Annotated in this window: 20 protein-coding genes; 6 read left to right on the top strand and 14 right to left on the bottom strand. The window is 72.2% G+C overall.

From position 1 onward, the window contains the following. Nucleotides 1-123: 123 nt before the first annotated feature. From FLL47_RS04060 to FLL47_RS04040, 5 genes are all read right to left on the bottom strand, one after another. Complete coding sequence (locus FLL47_RS04060) at nucleotides 124-1,680, bottom strand: N-acyl-D-amino-acid deacylase family protein (RefSeq protein ID WP_144119065.1); 1,557 nt, start codon at nucleotides 1,678-1,680, stop codon at nucleotides 124-126. Between the two features lie 98 nt (nucleotides 1,681-1,778). Continuing rightward, the gene (locus FLL47_RS04055; RefSeq protein ID WP_144119064.1) at nucleotides 1,779-2,105 is read right to left on the bottom strand and encodes a hypothetical protein; all 327 of its coding nucleotides are present in this window, start codon (nucleotides 2,103-2,105) and stop codon (nucleotides 1,779-1,781) included. Between the two features lie 66 nt (nucleotides 2,106-2,171). Further along, entirely contained in the window at nucleotides 2,172-3,278 is a 1,107-nt protein-coding gene (gene menC / locus FLL47_RS04050) for an o-succinylbenzoate synthase (RefSeq protein ID WP_144119063.1), read from the bottom strand. Then, nucleotides 3,275-4,147 (bottom strand): GNAT family N-acetyltransferase, encoded by an 873-nt coding sequence (locus FLL47_RS04045; RefSeq protein ID WP_144119062.1) that lies wholly within the window; start codon nucleotides 4,145-4,147, stop codon nucleotides 3,275-3,277. Before FLL47_RS04045 ends, menC begins: the two co-directional genes overlap by 4 nt. Nucleotides 4,148-4,391: 244 nt before the next feature. Next, entirely contained in the window at nucleotides 4,392-5,312 is a 921-nt protein-coding gene (locus FLL47_RS04040) for a MerR family transcriptional regulator (RefSeq protein WP_144119061.1), read from the bottom strand. A gap of 68 nt (nucleotides 5,313-5,380) precedes the next feature. Here FLL47_RS04040 and FLL47_RS04035 point away from each other — a divergent pair, with 68 nt between their 5' ends. Beyond that, nucleotides 5,381-6,583, top strand: coding sequence for a cryptochrome/photolyase family protein (locus FLL47_RS04035; RefSeq protein ID WP_144119060.1), 1,203 nt, complete (start codon nucleotides 5,381-5,383; stop codon nucleotides 6,581-6,583). Between the two features lie 251 nt (nucleotides 6,584-6,834). Here FLL47_RS04035 and FLL47_RS04030 read toward each other — a convergent pair whose 3' ends face one another. The 3 genes from FLL47_RS04030 to FLL47_RS04020 all read right to left on the bottom strand — a co-directional run bounded on the left by FLL47_RS04030 (nucleotide 6,835) and on the right by FLL47_RS04020 (nucleotide 8,529). After that, nucleotides 6,835-7,494 (bottom strand): hypothetical protein, encoded by a 660-nt coding sequence (locus FLL47_RS04030; protein ID WP_144119059.1) that lies wholly within the window; start codon nucleotides 7,492-7,494, stop codon nucleotides 6,835-6,837. After that, nucleotides 7,491-7,955: a MarR family winged helix-turn-helix transcriptional regulator gene (locus FLL47_RS04025; protein ID WP_246157520.1), complete on the bottom strand. Its 465-nt coding sequence runs from the start codon at nucleotides 7,953-7,955 to the stop codon at nucleotides 7,491-7,493. The genes FLL47_RS04030 and FLL47_RS04025 overlap by 4 nt, the downstream gene beginning before the upstream one ends. Nucleotides 7,956-8,091: 136 nt before the next feature. After that, nucleotides 8,092-8,529 (bottom strand): VOC family protein, encoded by a 438-nt coding sequence (locus tag FLL47_RS04020; RefSeq protein ID WP_342780298.1) that lies wholly within the window; start codon nucleotides 8,527-8,529, stop codon nucleotides 8,092-8,094. A gap of 287 nt (nucleotides 8,530-8,816) precedes the next feature. On the opposite strand from FLL47_RS04020, the gene FLL47_RS04015 reads away from it, so the two are divergent. Then, nucleotides 8,817-9,452, top strand: a complete 636-nt coding sequence (locus FLL47_RS04015) for a serine aminopeptidase domain-containing protein (protein ID WP_144119057.1) — start codon at nucleotides 8,817-8,819, stop codon at nucleotides 9,450-9,452. Nucleotides 9,453-9,495: 43 nt separating this feature from the next. Here the strand turns inward: FLL47_RS04015 and FLL47_RS04010 are convergent, their stop codons facing one another. Continuing rightward, nucleotides 9,496-9,768, bottom strand: a complete 273-nt coding sequence (locus FLL47_RS04010; RefSeq protein ID WP_144119056.1) for a GlsB/YeaQ/YmgE family stress response membrane protein — start codon at nucleotides 9,766-9,768, stop codon at nucleotides 9,496-9,498. A 269-nt stretch (nucleotides 9,769-10,037) separates the two neighbouring features. Continuing rightward, nucleotides 10,038-10,421: a PRC-barrel domain containing protein gene (locus FLL47_RS04005; protein WP_425457651.1), complete on the bottom strand. Its 384-nt coding sequence runs from the start codon at nucleotides 10,419-10,421 to the stop codon at nucleotides 10,038-10,040. 227 nt (nucleotides 10,422-10,648) lie between these two features. On the opposite strand from FLL47_RS04005, the gene FLL47_RS04000 reads away from it, so the two are divergent. After that, complete coding sequence (locus tag FLL47_RS04000) at nucleotides 10,649-11,143, top strand: SRPBCC family protein (RefSeq protein ID WP_144119055.1); 495 nt, start codon at nucleotides 10,649-10,651, stop codon at nucleotides 11,141-11,143. 142 nt (nucleotides 11,144-11,285) lie between these two features. After that, nucleotides 11,286-11,996: a hypothetical protein gene (locus FLL47_RS03995; RefSeq protein WP_144119054.1), complete on the top strand. Its 711-nt coding sequence runs from the start codon at nucleotides 11,286-11,288 to the stop codon at nucleotides 11,994-11,996. Nucleotides 11,997-12,048: 52 nt separating this feature from the next. Here the strand turns inward: FLL47_RS03995 and FLL47_RS03990 are convergent, their stop codons facing one another. Further along, nucleotides 12,049-12,594, bottom strand: coding sequence for an MOSC domain-containing protein (locus FLL47_RS03990; protein ID WP_186315549.1), 546 nt, complete (start codon nucleotides 12,592-12,594; stop codon nucleotides 12,049-12,051). A gap of 67 nt (nucleotides 12,595-12,661) precedes the next feature. Then, nucleotides 12,662-13,198, bottom strand: coding sequence for an HAD domain-containing protein (locus FLL47_RS03985; RefSeq protein ID WP_144119053.1), 537 nt, complete (start codon nucleotides 13,196-13,198; stop codon nucleotides 12,662-12,664). Nucleotides 13,199-13,268: 70 nt separating this feature from the next. Between FLL47_RS03985 and hypF the strand changes: the two genes are divergently transcribed. After that, nucleotides 13,269-15,575, top strand: a complete 2,307-nt coding sequence (hypF, locus tag FLL47_RS03980) for a carbamoyltransferase HypF (protein ID WP_186315548.1) — start codon at nucleotides 13,269-13,271, stop codon at nucleotides 15,573-15,575. A 13-nt stretch (nucleotides 15,576-15,588) separates the two neighbouring features. Here hypF and FLL47_RS42680 read toward each other — a convergent pair whose 3' ends face one another. Both FLL47_RS42680 and FLL47_RS03975 read right to left on the bottom strand, forming a co-directional pair. Next, nucleotides 15,589-15,726 carry a hypothetical protein gene (locus FLL47_RS42680; protein ID WP_186315547.1) on the bottom strand — a complete coding sequence of 46 codons (138 nt, stop codon included), beginning with the start codon at nucleotides 15,724-15,726 and terminating at the stop codon, nucleotides 15,589-15,591. Nucleotides 15,727-15,833: 107 nt separating this feature from the next. Continuing rightward, nucleotides 15,834-16,574, bottom strand: coding sequence for a TetR/AcrR family transcriptional regulator (locus FLL47_RS03975; protein WP_144119052.1), 741 nt, complete (start codon nucleotides 16,572-16,574; stop codon nucleotides 15,834-15,836). A gap of 98 nt (nucleotides 16,575-16,672) precedes the next feature. Between FLL47_RS03975 and FLL47_RS03970 the strand changes: the two genes are divergently transcribed. Beyond that, nucleotides 16,673-18,940: an ATP-binding cassette domain-containing protein gene (locus FLL47_RS03970; RefSeq protein WP_144119051.1), complete on the top strand. Its 2,268-nt coding sequence runs from the start codon at nucleotides 16,673-16,675 to the stop codon at nucleotides 18,938-18,940. Nucleotides 18,941-18,979 lie beyond the last annotated feature (39 nt).

Here is an 18,979-nt window from a genome sequence, read left to right as displayed (position 1 = left end):
ATGCAGCACTTTTCAGCCGCCTCTCAGCAGCTCTCAGCACACGTCCAGCCGCGCGCCGCCCGCTCCGTCACGGGCTGTCGCGGCGGCGTGCCGCAGGAGACCAGCACGAGGCGAGGATCGGCCTCAACCGCGCAGGACCCGTCCCCGGCGCTCGCCGGTGAACCGTCCCCGCTCGACGACGGCCTGACCGGCGAGCAGCACGTACTCGACCCCGGTGGGACGCACGTCCGGGACCGCGTAGGTGCCGTCGTGGCCGATCGTCGCCGGGTCGAATACGACCAGGTCGGCGACCGCGCCCGCACCCACGTATCCGCGGCCGGCGAGTCCGAACTGGTCGGCGATCGCCGAGGTCATCTTGCGGACCGCCTCGGACAGGGTGAGCAGGCCGCGCTCGCGCACGTACTCGCCCAGCACCCGCGGGAAGCAGCCCCAGGTGCGCGGGTGCTGCAGGCCGACCGGCGGGCCGTTGTCGGAACCGATGCCGATCAGCGGATCGGCCATGATGGTCTCGACGTCCTCCTCGGCCATCAAGGTGATCACCATGCCCGCCCCGGGGTCGTCGACGAGCACCGCGCACAGGGTGTCGAAGGGATCGCCCGATCCGGCCAGCTCGGCCAGGGTCCGGCCGGTGGCCTCGGGCCGGGTCCCGTGCGTGGTGACGAGGACGTCGGCCGGGGTCACCCGGGCCCAGAAACCGTTGGGCCGGGTCAGGTCCTCGGCCATAGCGCGCAGCCGCGCCCGGCCGGCCGGGTCGGCGAGCCGGGCGCGCATCGCCGCGGTGCCACCGATCAGCGCCGCCCCGGGCAGCAGCGCGTTGAGGAAGGTGCCGCCCGCGCGGTACGGGTACTGGTCGCCGCGCACGTCCACCCCCGACTGGCGGGCCGCGTGCAGCCGGGCCAGCAGCGCCTTGCCGCCGCCGTGGTTGGCCCGCCCGGCGACCTTGCAGTGCGAGATCTGCAGCCGCACCCGGGCCCGGGTGGCAATGGTGATCGCCTCGTCCATGGCCTCGGCGAGGCGGTCGTCCTCGTTGCGCAGGTGCGTGGTGTAGGGCCGGTTCCAGCGGTGCGCCACCCGGGCCAGGGCGACCAGCTCGTCGGTGTCGCCGTAGCTGCCCGGCGGGTAGATCAGACCGCTGGACAGGCCGACCGCACCGGCCGCGAACGCCTCGTCGGCCAGCCGGCACATCTGCGCCAGCGCGCCGGGGCGCAACCGCTCGTCCATGCCGTTGGCGTACGCCCGCAGGGTGTTGTGCCCGACCAGGGCGGCGATGTGGTTGGTGGGCCCGGCGGCCGCGATGTCGGCCAGGTAGCCCGCGAAGTCGCGCGGCACGACCGGCACTCCCCCGGCCATCTCGGCGAACAGCGGCCCGGTCGCCTCGATCGTGGCGTCGTCCAGGGGCGCGAAGGAGAAGCCGCAGTTGCCGACGATCTCCGTGGTGACGCCCTGGTACAGCTTGAAGGGCTGCGGGTCGGGCATCAGCGGCACCGGGTCGGAGTGGCTGTGCGCGTCGATGAAGCCCGGCGCGACGGCCAGTCCGGTCACGTCGATCACCCGTCGGGCCGGACCGAGGTCCGCGCCGAGGGCGACCACCTGATCCCCGGTGACCGCAACGTCGGCGACGGCGCCGGGGCCGCCCAGTCCGTCGTACACCGTGCCACCGCGCAGCAACAGGTCGTGCATGGTCTCAAGCCTCCAGGGGACGGGTCGGCCGGCGTCGCCGGTCCGCAGACCGTACGCCGATCTCGGGGGTTCGACCGATCGGGCTCTTGCCTGCCCGGTCAGGCCGCGGCGCGGGCGCGGGCCGCGGCGGTGAAGGCGATGAGTCCGGCTGCGACGATCGGCAGGCCGATGGTGAACAGGGCCAGCGCTCCCAGCGCACAGAGCAGGACGCCGGACGCCAGCAGGGCCGGGGCCCGGAACCGCCGGGACCGGACCGACCCGTGCAGCGTCAGCGCCGCCGCGACCAGCAGGCCGCCCACGAACCAGAGCACCGGCATGTCCCCCTGCCCGACGACGAGGACGACGTATCCGCCGGCTGACGCCAGGCACAGCAGGGCGACGACGAGTGCCAGCCAGTCGATGCCTGGTCGGGTCCGCGTTGCCACCTCGTCATTGTCTCCGACGACGGCCCCACCGGCACGGCCAACAGCCCGACCTGGGGTTATGAGGGGTCATCGGGTGATCCACTCGGTGGCGGTGGTGACCTCGGCGAGGGCGTCGGGGTCGGGGTCGACGCCGATGCCGGGGGCGGTGGGCACGGCGAGGTGGCCTTCGGCCAGCACGAACGGGGCGGTCACGTCGCGTCGGAAGTAGCGGTCCGACGCGGAGGTGTCGCCGGGCAGGACGCAGCCGGGCAGCGCGGCCAGGGCCACGTTGGCGGCACGGCCGATGCCGGTCTCCAGCATGCCGCCGACCCAGACCGGCACGCCGTTGGCGGCACACACGTCGTGCACGCGGCGGGCCTCCAGGTAGCCGCCGACCCGGCCGGGCTTGATGTTGACGACCGACGTGGCGCCCAGCGCGATCGCGTCGGCGGCGGCCCGGGCGCTGGTGATCGACTCGTCGAGGCAGATCGGCGTACGCACCTGCCGGGCCAGCTCGGCGTGGCCGCGGATGTCGTCCTCGGGCAGCGGCTGCTCCATCAGCAGCAGCCCGAACGGGTCCAGTTGGGCCAGGTGGCGGGCGTCGGCCAGGGTGTACGCGGTGTTCGCGTCGACCTGGAGCAGGATGTCACCGAAGCGCTCGCGCACCGCGCGCACCGGCGCGACGTCCCAGCCGGGCTGGATCTTCAGCTTGATCCGCAGGTAGCCCTCGGCCAGGTAGCCCTCGACCGCCTCCAGCAGTTCCGGGACCGAGTCCATGATGCCGACCGAGACGCCCGCGGGCACCCGGTCGCGCACCGCGCCCAGGTGCGCCGCCAGCGGCATCCCGGCCGTGCGCAGCCGCGCGTCCAGCAGCGCCGTCTGCACGGCGGCCTTGGCCATCGGGTGGCCTTTGATCTTCGCGAACGGCACCTCGACCAGGTACGGGTCGGCGTCGGGCAGGCTCAGCACCGCCGGGATCAGGAAGCGCCGGATCACCTCGGCGGCCCCGTCGACGTACTCGCTGGAGTACAGCGGCTCGGACATGGCGACGCATTCGCCCCAGCCCTCGGCCCCGTCCTCGGTGACCGCGCGCACCAGCAGCACGTCGCGGTCGTGCTCCACCCCGAACGAGGTCCGGAACGGACTGACCAGCGGCATCGCGATCCGGCGCAGCTCGAATCCGGTCACCTTCATGACTTGTCCTCCAACACGTACCATCCGTCACGGCTCATCCCGGTGATCCGGTAGCCGGCCTCCAGCGCTCCGCAGATCGCATCCCGTACCGCCGGGCGCCACAGCTTCGCCACCTCGCGGTTCTCGAACCGCAGCTGCTCCACGTCACCGGGCACCGCGACCAGCAGCACCCGACCGTCCATGGGCGGCGGGGCCGCGGGCGGGGCGGGTGCGTCCCGCTCGGTGCGGCCCAGCAGTTCGGCCGCCCCATCGGCCCGCAGCGCGGCCAGGTCGACCTCGCGCACCTCACCGCGGGCCGCGGCCGACGCGGCCGGGGAGAGCAGCTCCCAGCGGACGTAGATGCGGTCGGTGGCCTCGCCGGTGTTGATGCCGTCGTTCATCTCGCCGTAGAAGTCCGGCAGGTACTCCACCGCCGTCGCGCCGAGCTTGTGCAGGTTGACGTGCGCGTTGCGGCGCACCAGCGGGTCGAAGGTCCAGCACACCTCACCGATGCCGCGGGCCAGGGACCAGGCCCGCTGGTGCTGCTTGAGCGCGAAGCCCACCCCGCGGCTCTGCCGGTCCGGGTCCACCCCGGCGATGTGCGAGTGCAGATGGCCGCTCCCGAAAAAGCCCACCGCGGCGCCGATCAGGTCCCGACCGCGGTACGCCCCGACGACGTAGTTTCCGGAGTGCTCCAGCGCACGCAGCATGCCCGCGTTGACGAGCTGGTCCGGCGAGTCCGCCCGCCACACGCGGCACAGCAGGTCGGCGGCCGCGTTCTGCTCCGCCACGGCGGACAGTTCGCGTACGCGTACGCCGACCCGGTCGGCCGCGGCCCGCGCCAGCTCCTCGGCCTGCACCACCGTGTCCACGGTGATCTGCTCCGTCACGTCGCCCCCACTCTCCCGCGCGCGGGCGTGCCCTGAGCGCGCCACCGTCTCCACCGTAGGCACAGTCATGCCGCGCCGCGATGGGCCTGCCCGGCGGAGGCGTCGATACGAATGCCGCCCGCGATGTACCGGCTCGTCATGCCCCGAGCGTATGGGCGGGCGAGGTCCGGCCGATGGTGGCGGCCGACGAAAGGGACCGCCGCCGGTGGTGCCCCCGCACATGGGCAGACGCCCGCACCTGCCGTCAGGGCACCGGGCCGACCGTGGCGACGAGCGTGAGCGCCTCGGCGAGCGTCCGCGGCCGCAGCACGCCGTCGGGTAGCTCGTCGGGCCAGCCGGGGCCGGCCGCGGCGACCACGGTGGGCCGGCGCGGCAGGTCCAGCACGGCCTGCATGGTGACCAGGTCGGCGGTCTCGGGCTGGTGCGACCACACGATCACGACCGACGGCCCGGTGCGGCGCACCGCGTCGAGCAGGGCGCGTGGCGGGACGCGGGCGCCGAGCAGCCGGGCGGCGACGCCGCGCTCGGCCAGTGCGGCCGCCACGGCCTCCAGGGGCAGGCTGTGCTGCTCCTCGTCGGCGCAGGCCAGCAGCACCGGCACCGGCGTTCCGGGGGCGGGCCTGCGTACGCCCCCGAGGACCTCGCTGACGCAGCGCGAGACGAGATGTTCCACGTCGACGAGGCGCTGCGTGGCGGCGTGGCGGGTGCCGATGCCGACGAGCACGGGCACGAGCAGGTCCTGCCAGGCGTCGACGACGCCGTGCTCGGCGACGGCCTCCTGCACCAGGTGGCGCACGGTCAGCGCGTCGAGCCGCATGGCAGCCCTGGCCAGGCCGCGGGCCTGGGCTCCGGCCCGGCCGACGGCGACGGTGTGGCCGCCGCCGTCACGGGTGTGCGGTCGCTCCTCGGCGAGCTGGGCCATGCCGTCGGGGCCGGCGGAGCGGGCGACGCGGGCGGCTTCGGCGGCCGGCACGCCCTGGGCGGTGAGCCGCCGCATGGTCTCCAGCCGGGCGAGCGCGTCGGCGTCGTAGCGGCGGTGGTGGCCGGGGTCGTGGCCGGTGGGCCCGAGCCCGTAGCGCTGGTGCCAGGTGCGCAGCGTGGTCACGGCGATGCCGAGCCGGCGCGCGACCGCGCCCGCGCTCAGACCCTCGTCCTCGCCTGCCACCTCAGGAGCCTATCGCAGCGTACAGTTGCGTTGATTGCTGCATCGTTATCTCCCGCCGACGCCTGGGGATGATCATGAATACCGTCGTCCTGCTGTTGACCCGTGATCTGCGCGTGCACGATCATCCCGCGCTGGCCGCCTCCTGCGCCAACGCCGAACGGGTGGTCCCGCTGTTCGTCGCCGACCCGGCGCTGACCGTGCCGGACAACCGCCGCCGCTTCCTGCTGGAGAGCCTGCAGGACCTGCGCGACGGCCTGCGCCGGCGCGGCGGCGACCTGCTGGTGCGCTCCGGCGACCCGGTCGCCGAGGCGGTACGCACGGCCCGCGCCGTCGGGGCGCAGGGCATCGCGCTGTCCGCCGACGTCTCCGCGTACGCCGCACGCCGCCAGGACCGTCTCACCCGGGCCTGCGCGCGCGAGCGGCTCGCGCTCAAGCTGTTCCCCGGTGTCACCGTCGTGCCCGCGGGCGAGGTCACCCCGTCGACCGGCGGCGACCACTACAAGGTGTTCACCCCGTACTGGCGGGCCTGGCAGTCGCGGCGCTGGCGCGGCACGGTCGCCACGCCCCGGAAGGTCCACCTTCCGGACGGCGTCACCGGCGACGACCCGCGCGCGGCCCTCGGCGAGGTGAGCAGCGAATCGCCGAACCCGATGACCGGCGGCGAGAGCGAGGCGCTGCGCCGCCTCAAGAACTGGAAGACCAGAGCCGCGGCGTACGCCGAGCGGCACGACGACATGCCCGGCGACGCCACCTCCCGGCTGAGCCCGTACCTGCACTTCGGCTGCCTGTCCCCGCTCGCCCTGGCCACCACCGACGGCATGCCCGAGGCATACCTGCGGCAGCTCTGCTGGCGCGACTTCTACCACCAGCTGCTGGCCGCATTCCCGAAGCTGGGCACGCAGGCCTACCGGCCGGGCGCGCAGGAGCAGTGGAAGGACGACCCGGTGGCGCTGCAGGCGTGGCAGGCGGGCGAGACCGGGGTGCCCATCGTGGACGCGGGCATGAAGCAGCTCGCGGCCGAGGGCTGGATGCACAACCGGGCCCGGCTGGTCACCGCGTCCTACCTGACCAAGACCCTCGGATTGGACTGGCGCGACGGCGCGGCCTGGTACAACCGGCTGCTGATCGACGCCGACGTGGCCAACAACCACGGCAACTGGCAGTGGGTGGCCGGGACCGGGACCGACACCAAGCCGTACCGCCGCTTCAGCCCCGACCGGCAGGCCGCACGCTTCGACCCCGACGGCGTGTACGTCCGCCGCTGGACCTGACCTGCCGAAACGCTGCGCACACCAGATGCGGCACCGGTTCCGCGACCGCGGAGAGGTATTCGATCCCGCGCTGAGCTGCCATTTCGTCCCCGGGCGCAGCTGACGGACTCGTTGCAACAGGTGGGCTGCACGGTCCGTGCGGTGCGCGACGACGACAAAGGCGGCCTCTGAACTGCTATAAGGCACCATTCGACGAGGACAGCCCATGATCACGACAAGTGTGATCATGGGCTGCGGACGGTCCTCGGCGCTCAGGCCGCGCGGGCGCTCGCCTGCAGCAGGTGCTCGCGGGCCTCGGCGACCATGTCCTTCGGCTCGTCAGCCCAGATCCTCAGCTCGGTGACGGGCTCCGTCGGGCCCTTCGGCAGATCGAACACGGTGGGCTCACGCAACACGATGTCCACGTTGGTCTGGCTGAGGATGACGACGCTCAGCACGGTGCCGTCGGGGGTCTGCTCGTACTGGAACGTGCGGCCCGTCGGCAGCGACCGGTTGCGGGTGCTGACCGAGACCACGTTCTCCCACGGGACCGGCAGCAGCACCGTCGCCGACTGCCGCAGCCGCAACCCGGAGGGGGCGACCACGTGCGGGTGCGTCTTCACCATGGCCAGCAGGCCGACCATCCAGACCAGGCCGTACACGCCCAGGAACGCCACGGTCAGCCGGGCGCTCTCCCACGGCAGCAGCAGGTCGACGGCCGGGATCTCGATCGCGGACAGCACGATGAACACCCAGATGACCGGCGTCGTCGACTTGGCCTGCCCGAACGCCACCGCTCCGGCTTCGGTCACCGGCGGGCGGCGCAGGGTCCAGCGGTAGAGGCTGCGCCACATGGCGATCTCGTACGCCCAGAGCCGGCGGATCAGCCGCCAGATCTGCGTCCAGCTGTGCCGCGTCGCCGGGGGTGTCATGAGGGCTCCTCGTGGGGGGTGGTGGTCAGACCGGCCGCGCGCAGCCGGTCCACGATCTCGCCGAGGCCCGCGTACAGGCACTCGAACCGCTGCTCGGGCATGCCGCCGAACAGCAGGTCGGCGAACCCGCCCTGCTGCTGCTCCATCGCCGCGACGACGGCCGCGCCACGCTCGGTGAACGAGACGAGAATCGCCCGGCGGTCGGTGGGGTGCGGCTGCCTGGTCACGAAGCCCGTGGCCTCCAGCCCGTCGACCAGGCCCGTGACGGTGCGCGCGCTGACGCCGAGCCCGTCGGCCAGCACCCGCTGGGTGCTCGGCCCGTTGCTGCGCAGCAGCCACAGCAGCGTGGTCCGGGACGGGGTGAGCCCCTCCTTGGCCAGGCTCTCGGTCATGTCCTTGTCGAGCAGCACGACCAGTTCGAGCACGCGGTCGAGTGCCGCGATGTGCCGTGCCTCGGCCACAGGCCCGCTCCTCGGATATCGTGATGCATGCTCACTATGTGCTAGGCACACAATGATGACATGCCACTAATCCTCAGGCAAGCGAGGCCCAGCGCCGGGCGCAAGGCCGGGCGGGCGTACCCGATGATTTCTTCCGTCAGCGGCCCGGAGCCCGAACCCGGATCTCCTGGAGCACCCAGCCGTTGCCATCCGGGTCCTTGAACTCGGCGAACGAGCCGTAGTCGGCCCGCTCCGGTTGCGGCCCCGCCACCCGCGCCTTGTTCCCGATGTGGTGGAAGATCCCGCCCGCGTCATGGAACACCTCGCCCACCTCGGCGCCCCTGCCGATCAGCTCCGCACGGGCCTGCTCGATGTCGGTGACCACGAGGTGCAGGTTGTCCAGCGAGCCGGGCACGGCGGTGGAGATCCCGGTGCCGATGATCACGGCACACTCGGACCCGGGAGGGGTCAGCTGCACCACCCGGAAGCCCTCGTCGCCGACGTAGTCGATGTCCATCCGGAAGCCCAGCATCTCGTAGAAGGCCTTCGCGCGGTCCACATCGGAGACCGGAACCACCAGAACCTCGAGCTTCATGTCCATGCCGGTACTCCAATCCGGGCCAACCGCAGACAGGACAAATCGCCGGAATACGGCGATGATCATCATGGTATCCCCGGCGGTCGTCCCCTCACCGGCGAATGCGGACTCCCGCTCCCGCCCACAAGCCCGCTGCGAAGGCATGGCGCCGCGGCCCGCCGACCGCCCGCAGCGCGGCGGACCTCGGCCACGGCGACCGGGAGACAATGAAGGTCCGGCCCGCCGGAAGTGCCACGGCGGGTCGGCGGCCGGAACACGGGCATACGGCGATCCAGGGAGCAGACATGCGCGAACCCGCGCTGGAGGTCCGTGCAGCCGCAGGCAGCCCCCGCGCGCTGGTGATCCTGCTGCACGGCGGGGCGGAGCACGGGCACGGCCGGGCCCATCGCGGCCGGGCCGCGTACCTGCGCATGCTCCCGTTCCAGCGGGCCATGCCCGGCTACGTCACCGTCTGGCGGCTGCGCTACCGCTATCGCGGCTGGAACGGCGCGGCCGCCGACCCGGTCCGTGACCTGGCATGGGCCCTGGACCGGGCCCGCGAGCGCCACCCGCGGCTACCCGTCATCCTGGTCGGGCATTCGATGGGCGGGCGTGCCGCCCTGTGGGGCGCGGGCGATCCGCAGGTCACCGCCGTCTGCGCGCTCGCCCCGTGGATCGAGCCCGGCGACCCGGTCGAACAGCTCGCCGGGCGCACCGTCCTCATCGCCCACGGCGACGCCGACCGGATCACCGACCCGGCCGCCTCCCGCCGGTACGCCGCCGCGGCCGAACAGGCCGGCGCGCACGTGACCTTCCTGCGCGTCACCGGCGACGGCCACGGCATGGTGCGCCGCGCCCGCCACTGGCACCGGCTCGTCGGCGGCTTCGTGGCGGCCCGGACACCCCGGTCGAGCGAGCCGGATCGGGCCCGGACAGCCTGATGCGGGCCGGGCATCGTGCCCGGCCCGCATCGTGGCTGCGGTGTCAGTCGACGTTCGACCGCGATGCGATCGGCGCGACCAGCGCCACGCCCAGCGCCGCGAATCCGATCTGGAAGAGGAGTTCCAGCCAGTCGACGCCGCCCGTGGCGGCCACGTCGAAGGCTCCGGCGACGAACGTGCCCAGCAGCGCCGCGGCGACGCCGATGACGATGGTCAGCCACAGCGCGATGGACTGGCGGCCCGGCAGGACCAGCCGACCGAGCACACCGATGACCAGACCGATGATGATCGCGGTGAAGATACCGGTGATTTCCACGGTGTCCTTCCTTTCCCTGTAGTTGCCAAGCAAATGCCCGCTTCGCAACACCCGCAAACCCGCCCAGATCCATTCCCGACCCGAAGTGGCCCGCCTCACGCATCGCGCCCCATGATCGCCCGGTTTGCCTGGCACATGGCCGAAAGGGCCCTCAAGATACGCACGGTTGCCCGGCAGGTCGAATGATCTCGCGGTCCCGCACGGACACACGAAGAGACGGAAAAGGACGGGCCCCGGCGTGAACGCCGGGGCCCGTCCTTTTCACCTCGTCACCGACGCTCGCGGTCGGCGTAGTACGTGCCGACCTCGTCGCGGTACAGCGTTTCGTCGCGGCGGTCCGGGTCGTACTCCGGAGCGTCCTTGATCTGGTCCTTCGTGCGGTTCACGTACACCTTCTCCTCGAGAAAGTCGATGTTGTTCACGACTCCCGCGGGAAGCATCCGCTTACTGCCGAAGATCCACGGACCGGTGTCGACCACGATGTAGCTGGCGCCGACGGCCCCGGTCGCTTCATCGATCTTGCCGATACCGCCGTCGACGGCCTCGACGTGGAAGCCGACGATCGAGCGGTCCCCGCCTTCGTCCGTCGTCTTGTAGTCGAGGTCCGCGCTGTAGCTCCACGGGTCCCAGGGGATCGGGTTCATGGCAGTCATGAGTATTCCTCCTCCTCGTTGGACTGGTGCTGACGACGACCGCCTACCCGCTCCGGAACCCCGCTAACCCGCCGTTTCCCCCCTTGATCGCCCGACTTGCCAGGCACCTGGGCGAACAGCCGGTCAAGATACCCACAACTGCCTGGCAAGTCGGTGGATCATAGGCGGGCACTCGAGGTATATGGGCGATATGCATAGTTCGTTCCCAACCGGGGTACGACTCCGCCATGGCACGAACCGAACGCGTCATCGCGGCCTCGCCCGAGCGCGTCTTCGCCGTCCTCGCCGACGGCTGGACGTACGCGGACTGGGTCGTCGGCACCGCGCACATCAGGGATGTCGACTCCTCCTGGCCCGCCCTCGGCAGCCGGCTGCACCACAAGGTCGGGCCGTGGCCGCTGTCGACCGCCGACGTCACCCACGTGGTGCGGTGCGAGGCACCGTACCGGCTGGTGATGCGGGCCCGCATGTGGCCGCTCGGCGAGGCCGTCGTGGACTTCCGCCTGGTCCGGCTGGACGCCACGTCGACGCTGGTGACCCTCGTCGAGGACTTCGCCCGCGGCCCGCTGCTGGCGTTCCGCAACAAGCTCAACGACCTGGTGCTGCACGGCCGCAATAAGGAGGCGCTGAGCCGGCTGGCCGACTTCGCCGAGAACCGCGAGAACACCTACGACGCCCGCGCGCTGGCCGAGGTGAGACTGGAGCGCGTCGCCCGGCACTGACAACCATGACGGCCCTGGCGGAACAGATCACGCCCGTCATCCGCGGCGACCGCCTGCGGATCGCCCCGACGGACGGCTGAGCGGTCCGCCCCGCGGCGGGTCAAGGTGCGCAGACCCGCCCGGCAGGGTGCATCATCTGCACATGCCCCTCCCGTCCCCACACCCCAGGCAGCTGGACTACTACCTGCTCGCCGCCGACGACTCCGCCCGCCCGGAGGCAGTCGTCGTCGAGGACATGGTGCTGCGGGACGACGGCACCGCGATCGGCATCGACAACGTCACCTGGACGGCGACCGAACGCTCGTGGCGTTGCACCCCCGCGCTCAGCCGCGACCTGCGCGCCGACGAGCTGGTGCGCGCACGGGTGCGCGCCGTCGACGGCGACGCCGCCCAGGCCGCGTTGCGGCTGCTCGGCGGTGACGCGCTGCCGGACGAGCCGTGGCTGCGGGCGCGGTTCGGCGACTTCCTCCCATTGCCCTCCGCCCCGCTGCTGCGACTCGGCCCGGCGCAGGCCCCGCCTGGCTTCCGGGACCGGCACGTCTACCGGATCCTGTTCGCGGGCGAGCTGGATCGGCACGGGCTGCAGTGCCTGCGGCTGTGGTGGCGGCTGGAGCCGGTCGAGCCGGCCGAAGACCCGTCGGGCCGCCTTGTGGGGCGGGCGCACCGCGAGGTGGACGGGCACGAGCTGAGCTGGGAGCTGCGCCGGGTCGGGCCGGGCCTGGGCTGGGCCGTCGACCTGACCGCCTGCCTGCGCGACGGCCCCGCCGCTGCGGTGCCCGCGCTGCTGCGTGATCTGCGGCAGCTGGCCCGCGCCCACGGCCTGATCCCGGTGACCGTCGAACGCCTCGGCTGAGCCTCCGGCACGTCGGTCGCGGGAAACCTGGCCGTGGTCCGCCGGGCGGTGGTCAGACGCGTTCGAGCGGCAGGTGCGGTTCGGCGGGCAGCTCGACCGTGACCGTGTCGCCGGGGCGCACCGGGCCGCCGGTCAGCACGATGCTCATGATGCCGGCCTTGCGGATCAGGTTGCCGTCGTCGTCGCGGTGGACGACCTGCTTGAGCAGCCCGCCCTGCAGCCCGTCGATCTGCGCGCAGGGGTTGCGCAGGCCCGTCACCTCGACGGCGGCCAGCGGGCCGATGCGCAGCACCGTGCCCCGGGGCAGCGAGAGCAGGTCCAGACCGCGGGTGGTGATGTTCTCGCCGAGCTGGCCCGGCGCGACCTCGAAACCCTGCTCGCGCACCTCGTCGTGCAGCTCGGCGTGGATCAGGTGGACCTGGCGCAGGTTGGGCTGGGTCGGGTCGACGGCGACCCGGGACAGGTGCTGCACGGTCACGCCCGCATGGGCGTCCCCGGCCACCCCGAGCCCCGCGATCAGTTCGATCTCGTCGGTGTTCAGCTTGCTGAACCGGTGTTCGTCGTCCCGGCTGACAGCCACCACGATCGGAGCAGACATGGGCACATTCTCGCATTCCGGTCGACTACTGCGGTTTCCCGTCACGGGCGCCGTGGCGTGCACCTCCTTACTCGACAGCGGCGGGAGCGCGCTGCGCCCAGGCCGTCAGAGCCGCGAAGTCGCCGTCGCGCAGTCCGTGGCGGGCGTCCACCCGGTGCACCAGCGCCCGCCCCGGGTGGTGCTCCCCGATCCAGGCGACGTCGGCGTCGCTGACCTCGTCGTCGACCCAGGCGAAGTCGCGCCCGTCGGCCCACTCGACGAGGCGTCGCGTCTTCCAGTGCACGCCGCCGCGGCCCGCCTCGCGCGGTTGCGGCCACTCGACCACGGGCAGTTCGGGCAGGCCGAGCACCGGCGCGATCCACTCGTTCGCCTCGGCCGTCCAGGTGGTCGCCCAGACCAGGGTGTACGGCAGCGCCAGAAGCTCCGACCCGTGCTCGGGGCGCAGCCACACCCGCAGCGGCTTGCGGCGGCCGTAGACGTCGGAGCCCCACTCGGACGCGAGCGCCATGCGGTAGGTGAGGTAGCCCTCGGGCCGCCGCTCGGGCTTCGCCGCGTACGGGTTGAGCGGTCCGTCGACGTCCAGGAAGAGCAGCGGAGGGGTCATCGGCGAACTGTAACGATCGGGGCCGGGCGGGTCCGCCGGTTTTCCGGGTGCGGGGCCGCAGAATCATCTCATGGCATACGGGGTGATTTCAGACGAAGCCTCCCATGAGCGGCTGGCGGTGCGGGTCGCCGGGATCGTCCAGGGTGTGGGGTTCCGGCCCTTCGTCTACACCCTCGCGCAGCGGCTGCACCTGCGCGGACACGTCGGCAACGACACTGAGGGCGTGTTCATCGAGGCCGAGGGTCCGCGAACCGCGCTGGACGCGTTCCTGTGCGCGCTGGACCTGGAACGCCCGCCACTGGCGGTGATCGACTCGATGACGGCCGCGCCGCTGCCGGTGACCGGCTCGCCCGGCTTCACGATCGTGCCCAGCGACGCGTCCGGCCCGCCTGCCGCGCAGGTCACCCCCGACGCCGCGACCTGCGAGGCCTGCCTGGACGAGACCACCGGCGGGGGCGGGCGCCGACAGGGGTACGCGTTCACGAACTGCACCCACTGCGGCCCCCGGTTCACCATCGTGCGCGAGGTGCCCTACGACCGGCCGAACACGACCATGTCCGGCTTCACCATGTGCGACGACTGCGCCAAGGAGTACGGCGACCCGGCCGACCGCCGCTTCCACGCCCAGCCGGTGTGCTGCCCGGCCTGCGGGCCGCGGCTGAGCCTGCTCAGCATGGACGGCAGTGCGCTGCTCACCACCGGCGCCGACCCGGTCGCCGCGACGGCGCGGCTGCTGCGCGGCGGGGCGATCGTCGCGATCAAGGGCCTCGGCGGCTACCACCTCGCCGTCGACGCGACGCACCCCGAGGCGGCCGCACGGCTGCGGGCCGCCAAGCACCGCGAGGACAAGCCGTTCGCGCTGATGGTGGCCGACCTCGTCGAGGCGGCAGGCATCGCCGAGGTGGAGCCCGCCGCGGCGCGGCTGCTGCGCCACCCGGCACGGCCGATCGTGCTGCTCCCCCGCCGCACCCGGCACCCGGCGCACCGGATCACCGAGGCGGTCGCGCCGGGCTGCCGCGAGCTGGGCGTGATGCTGCCCTACACCCCGCTGCACCACCTGCTGCTCGGCACGATCGTCCGGCCGATCGTGATGACCAGCGGCAACGTCTCCGACGAGCCGATCGCCTACCGCGACGACGATGCACTCGCCCGGCTGACCGGCATCGCCGACGTCGCGCTGACCCACGACCGGCCGATCCACCTGCGCACCGACGACTCGGTGGCGCGGGTGGTGCGCGGGGCGCCGATGCTGCTGCGCCGCTCGCGCGGGTACGTGCCGCGACCGGTGCGGCTGCCGGTCAAGCTGCGCCGGCCCACCCTGGGCTGCGGGGCCGCTCTGAAAAATACGTTCTGCCTGGCCCGGGGCGAGTTCGCGACGCTGTCGCACCACGTCGGCGACCTCGCGAACGCGGCGACGTTCCGCTCGTACACCGAGGGCGTCGGGCACCTGGAACGGCTGCTGGGCATCACGCCCGAGCTGGTCGCGCACGACCTGCACCCGGACTACCCGTCGACGGCGTACGCGCAGGAGCGCGACGGGGTGGAGACGGTCGGCGTGCAGCACCACCATGCCCACATCGCGTCCTGCCTGGCCGAGCACGGCGAACAGGAGGCGGTGATCGGGGTCGCCTTCGACGGGCTGGGCTACGGCGACGACGGCACGCTGTGGGGCGGCGAGATCCTGGTGGCGGATCTGGCGGCGTACACCCGGGCGGGTCATCTGGCCACGGTGCCGATGCCCGGCGGCGCGGCGGCGGTCCGCGAGCCCTGGCGGATGGCGCTGTCCTACCTGGACGCGCTCGGCGGCGAGCTGCCCGGCGTGGCGGTCGCGCAGCGGCACGCCCACGCGTGGCGGCCGCTGCGCGACGCGGTGCGGGCGGGCGTGAACGCGCCGCTGACCTCCAGCGCGGGACGGCTGTTCGACGCGGTGGCGGCGCTGCTGGACCTGCGCGACGAGGTCACCTACGAGGGCCAGGCCGCAGTGGAGCTGGAGCAGGTGGCGCAGCGGGGCGAAGTCGCCGGATACCCGGCGGAGATCGTCGAGGATGCGGTGCTGACGCTGCGCGGCGCCGACCTGGTCCGCGCGGTACTGACGGACCGGCTGGCCGGGGTGGGAACGCCGCAGATCGCGGCCCGTTTCCACGCCGGCGTCGCCGACCTGATCGTGAACGCCTGCCTGCTGGTACGCGAGCGGCACGGCCTGCACACTGTCGCACTGTCCGGTGGGGTCTTCCAGAACACGCTGCTGCTGGGCCGCACGCTGGACGGGCTGACCCTGTCCGGGTTCCGGGTCCTCACCCACCGCCAGGTCCCCTGCAACGACGGCGGCATCAGCCTCGGCCAGGTCGCGGTCGCCGGAGCCCGCGACCGCCGGTGAAGACGGCACGGCGTCACGCCGTGCCGTCCTCGTCACCGGTCCAGGGGATCGGCTTCACCCGGGCTGCCCGGCGCCACACCAGGACGTCGTGCACCCAGTAGTACACGACCCGGTAGCCGAGGCAGAGCCAGTGCGCCGGGTTCAGCAGCACGAGCCCTGAACTCCGGTATCTGTCGCACTTCTCCCGGTAGGCCTCCTGTTCCTCGACGGTGGCGATCGCGCGAGGCGGCGCGTGGTCGAAGATGTAACAGCAGATGCTCAGTCGAGCAGGCGCTGGACGCCGTCGAGGATGACGTCCAGGCCGAAGGCGAAGGCGTGGGCGGGGTCGGCGGAGGCCTGGTAGACCTGGCTGGAGGCTTCGCCGACGCGACCGGCGACCGGGAAGTCGTGGCCGGTCATGACGCGCTCCAGTACGGGGGCGGTGGCGCGCCACCAATCCTGCTCGGTCAGGCCGGAGTCGCGTTGCGCGCGGGCCAGCCCGGCGTGGCTGCGGGCGACGCCCTCGACGTGCGTAAGCACCAGGGTCAGCACCGAGTCCATCTGCAGGTCGGTCAGGCCGATGCCGTCGAGGACCCGCAACTCGGCCTCGTACTTGAGGACGGCGTTGGGGCCGAGCGTGGGACGGCCGCCGGTGGCGTCGAGCAGCCAGAGGTGGCGCAGGCAGACGTCCCAGTTGCGCTCGGCGACGTAGCGCAGGCCCTCGCGCCAGCCGCCGTGGCCGGCCGGGTCGTCGACGCCGGTGTAGAGCTCGCCGAGGGCGGTGTCGACCATGAGGTCGTTGAGTTCGGCCTTGCCGGGCACGTGGGTGTAGAGCGACATGGTGCCCACGCCGATCTTGTCGGCGACCCGGCGCATGGTGGCCGCGTCCAGGCCCTCCGCGTCCGCCAGCTCGATCGCCGCGTCGACGATCGCACGGACCGTCAGGCCGGACCGGCCGGGCCGGGTGTGCGAGCCCCACAGCAGCGCGAGACTGCGACCTGGGTCACTCTTGGCACTCACGGGAACACTCCACCTCGTTTTTTCCGTTGGCGTACACCGTACGGTACAGGCTACGCTGGCGAGCCGCCCCCACCGACCCGATCCCCGGAGGTCTGCCCGTGACGACTGCTGACTATGGCTTCATCCAGGTACGCGGAGCCCGCGAGAACAACCTCAAGGACATCAGTCTCGACATCCCGAAGCGTAAGATCACACTCTTCACGGGCGTGTCCGGTTCGGGCAAGTCCTCGCTCGTCTTCGACACCATCGCCGCGGAGTCGCAGCGCCTGATCAACGAGACGTACACGGCCTTCCTGCAGTCCCTGCTGCCCGGCTACGGCCAGCCGGACGTCGACTCGCTGGAGAACCTGTCCGCCGCGATCATCGTCGACCAGAAGCGCCTGGGCGGGAACTCCCGCTCCACGGTCGGCACGGTCACCGACGCGTACTCCATGCTCCGGCTGATCTTCGCCCGGCTCGGCGCGCCCGCGGTCGCCAACCCGGGCGTGCTGTCGTTCAACGACCCGAACGGCATGTGCCCGGACTGTGAGGGCCTCGGCGACGTCGCCGCCATCGACGAGGACGCGATCGTCGACCGCGACAAGTCGCTCAACGAGGGCGCGATCCGGCTGTCCGGCTTCAACGTGGACAGCTGGTTCTGGGCGATCATCACCCAGTCCGGCTTCTTCGACAACGACAAGAAGCTGCGCGACTACACCGCCGACGAGTGGCACCAGCTCATGTACCTGCCTGAGGCGAAGGTCAAGCTGAACACCCCCGCGGGCAGCATGAACTCGACCTACGAAGGCCTGGTGCCCAAGTTCAAGCGGCTCTACCTGACCAAGCAGACCGAGACCACCGCCGCGCACATCCGCGCGGCGATCGACCGGATCGCCACCCGCTCGGCCTGCACCACGTGCGGCGGCGCCCGGCTCAACGCCGCCGCGCTGGCCTGCCGGATCGACGGCCGCAACATCGCCGACTGCGCCGCGATGGAGGTCGCCGACCTGGCCGGGTTCATCCGCGGGATCGACGCGCCCACCCTGGCCCCGATGCTGAACTCGCTCGCCGCGCGGCTCGACAACCTCACCCACATCGGCCTGGGCTATCTCAGCCTCAACCGGCCCAGCGCCACCCTGTCCGGCGGCGAGTCCCAGCGGGTGAAGATGGTCCGGCACCTCGGCTCCAGCCTCACCGACATGACGTACGTCTTCGACGAGCCCAGCGTCGGCCTGCACCCGCACGACGTGCACCGCCTCAACGAACTGCTCGTACGCCTGCGCGACAAGGGCAACACCGTGCTCGTGGTGGAGCACCGGCCGTCGGTCATCGCCATCGCCGACCACGTGGTCGACATGGGCCCGCGTGCCGGCCGCGACGGCGGGCAGGTCGTGTACGCCGGCGACCTGGCCGGGCTGGCCGCCTCCGGCACGCTCACCGGCGAGCATCTCAGCCGCCACCAGGCGCTGAAGCCGAAGGTGCGTGCCGCCACCGGCGAGCTGGTCATCAAGGACGCGGCGCTGCACAACCTCAAGGGCGTCACCGCGTCCATCCCGCAGGGAGTGCTGACCGTGGTCACCGGCGTGGCCGGGTCCGGCAAGAGCTCGCTCATCCAGGGCTGCCTGCCCCGCCACCACCCCGACGCGATCTTCATCGACCAGCGGCCGATCCGCGGCTCGAAACGCTCCACCCCGGCCACCTACACCGGCGTGCTCGATCCGATCCGCAAGGCTTTCGCCAAGGCCAACGGGGTCAACGCGGCCCTGTTCAGCGCGAACTCGAAGGGCGCCTGCCCGCAGTGCCAGGGTATCGGGCTGCTCTACACCGACCTGGCCTTCATGGACCCGGTCGTGAGCACCTGCGAGGCCTGCGACGGCAGGCGCTTCCTGCCCGAGGTCCTCGAACACAAGCTGCGCGGACAGAACATCAGCGAAATCCTGCGTATGCAGATCACCGAGGCGGCGTCGTTCTTCACCGAGAAGGCGATCAAGCCGATGGTGACCGCGCTGGTCGACGTCGGTCTGGGCTACCTGACCCTGGGCCAGTCGCTGGACACCCTGTCCGGCGGCGAGCGCCAGCGCCTCAAACTCGCCACCGAACTGGGCAACAGCTCGCGCATCTACGTGCTCGACGAGCCGACCACCGGCCTGCACATGAACGACGTCGACAACCTCATCGGCCTGCTGGACCGGCTCGTCGACGGCGGCAGCACGGTGATCGTCATCGAGCACAACCTCGACGTCATCTCCCGCGCCGACTGGATCATCGACATGGGCCCCGGCGCGGGCCACGACGGCGGCCGGGTCGTCTTCGCGGGGACGCCGCACGACCTGCTGGCCGACGAGCGCTCGCTGACCGCCGCTCACCTCCGCACCCACCTCGGCTGAAAAGCAAGGAAGGGCACCTTCTTAACGGACGTCCGTGTA

Source organism: Catellatospora sichuanensis (genome assembly GCF_007483665.1).
GTDB lineage: Bacteria > Actinomycetota > Actinomycetes > Mycobacteriales > Micromonosporaceae > Catellatospora > Catellatospora sichuanensis.
The sequence above is the reverse complement of the archived record's forward strand: the minus strand, read 5'-3'. Positions and strand labels throughout refer to the sequence as shown.

Excerpts from the sequence above, each read along its gene's own strand:
- FLL47_RS04060 (WP_144119065.1), bottom strand. The coding sequence starts at position 1,680 with ATGCACGACCTGTTGCTGCGCGGTGGCACGGTGTACGACGGACTGGGC.
- menC (WP_144119063.1), bottom strand. The coding sequence starts at position 3,278 with ATGAAGGTGACCGGATTCGAGCTGCGCCGGATCGCGATGCCGCTGGTC.
- FLL47_RS04035 (WP_144119060.1), top strand. The coding sequence starts at position 5,381 with ATGATCATGAATACCGTCGTCCTGCTGTTGACCCGTGATCTGCGCGTG.
- FLL47_RS04030 (WP_144119059.1), bottom strand. The coding sequence starts at position 7,494 with ATGACACCCCCGGCGACGCGGCACAGCTGGACGCAGATCTGGCGGCTG.
- FLL47_RS04020 (WP_342780298.1), bottom strand. The coding sequence starts at position 8,529 with ATGAAGCTCGAGGTTCTGGTGGTTCCGGTCTCCGATGTGGACCGCGCG.
- FLL47_RS04015 (WP_144119057.1), top strand. The coding sequence starts at position 8,817 with ATGCGCGAACCCGCGCTGGAGGTCCGTGCAGCCGCAGGCAGCCCCCGC.
- FLL47_RS04005 (WP_425457651.1), bottom strand. The coding sequence starts at position 10,421 with ATGACTGCCATGAACCCGATCCCCTGGGACCCGTGGAGCTACAGCGCG.
- FLL47_RS04000 (WP_144119055.1), top strand. The coding sequence starts at position 10,649 with ATGGCACGAACCGAACGCGTCATCGCGGCCTCGCCCGAGCGCGTCTTC.
- FLL47_RS03995 (WP_144119054.1), top strand. The coding sequence starts at position 11,286 with ATGCCCCTCCCGTCCCCACACCCCAGGCAGCTGGACTACTACCTGCTC.
- FLL47_RS03990 (WP_186315549.1), bottom strand. The coding sequence starts at position 12,594 with ATGTCTGCTCCGATCGTGGTGGCTGTCAGCCGGGACGACGAACACCGG.
- FLL47_RS03985 (WP_144119053.1), bottom strand. The coding sequence starts at position 13,198 with ATGACCCCTCCGCTGCTCTTCCTGGACGTCGACGGACCGCTCAACCCG.
- hypF (WP_186315548.1), top strand. The coding sequence starts at position 13,269 with ATGGCATACGGGGTGATTTCAGACGAAGCCTCCCATGAGCGGCTGGCG.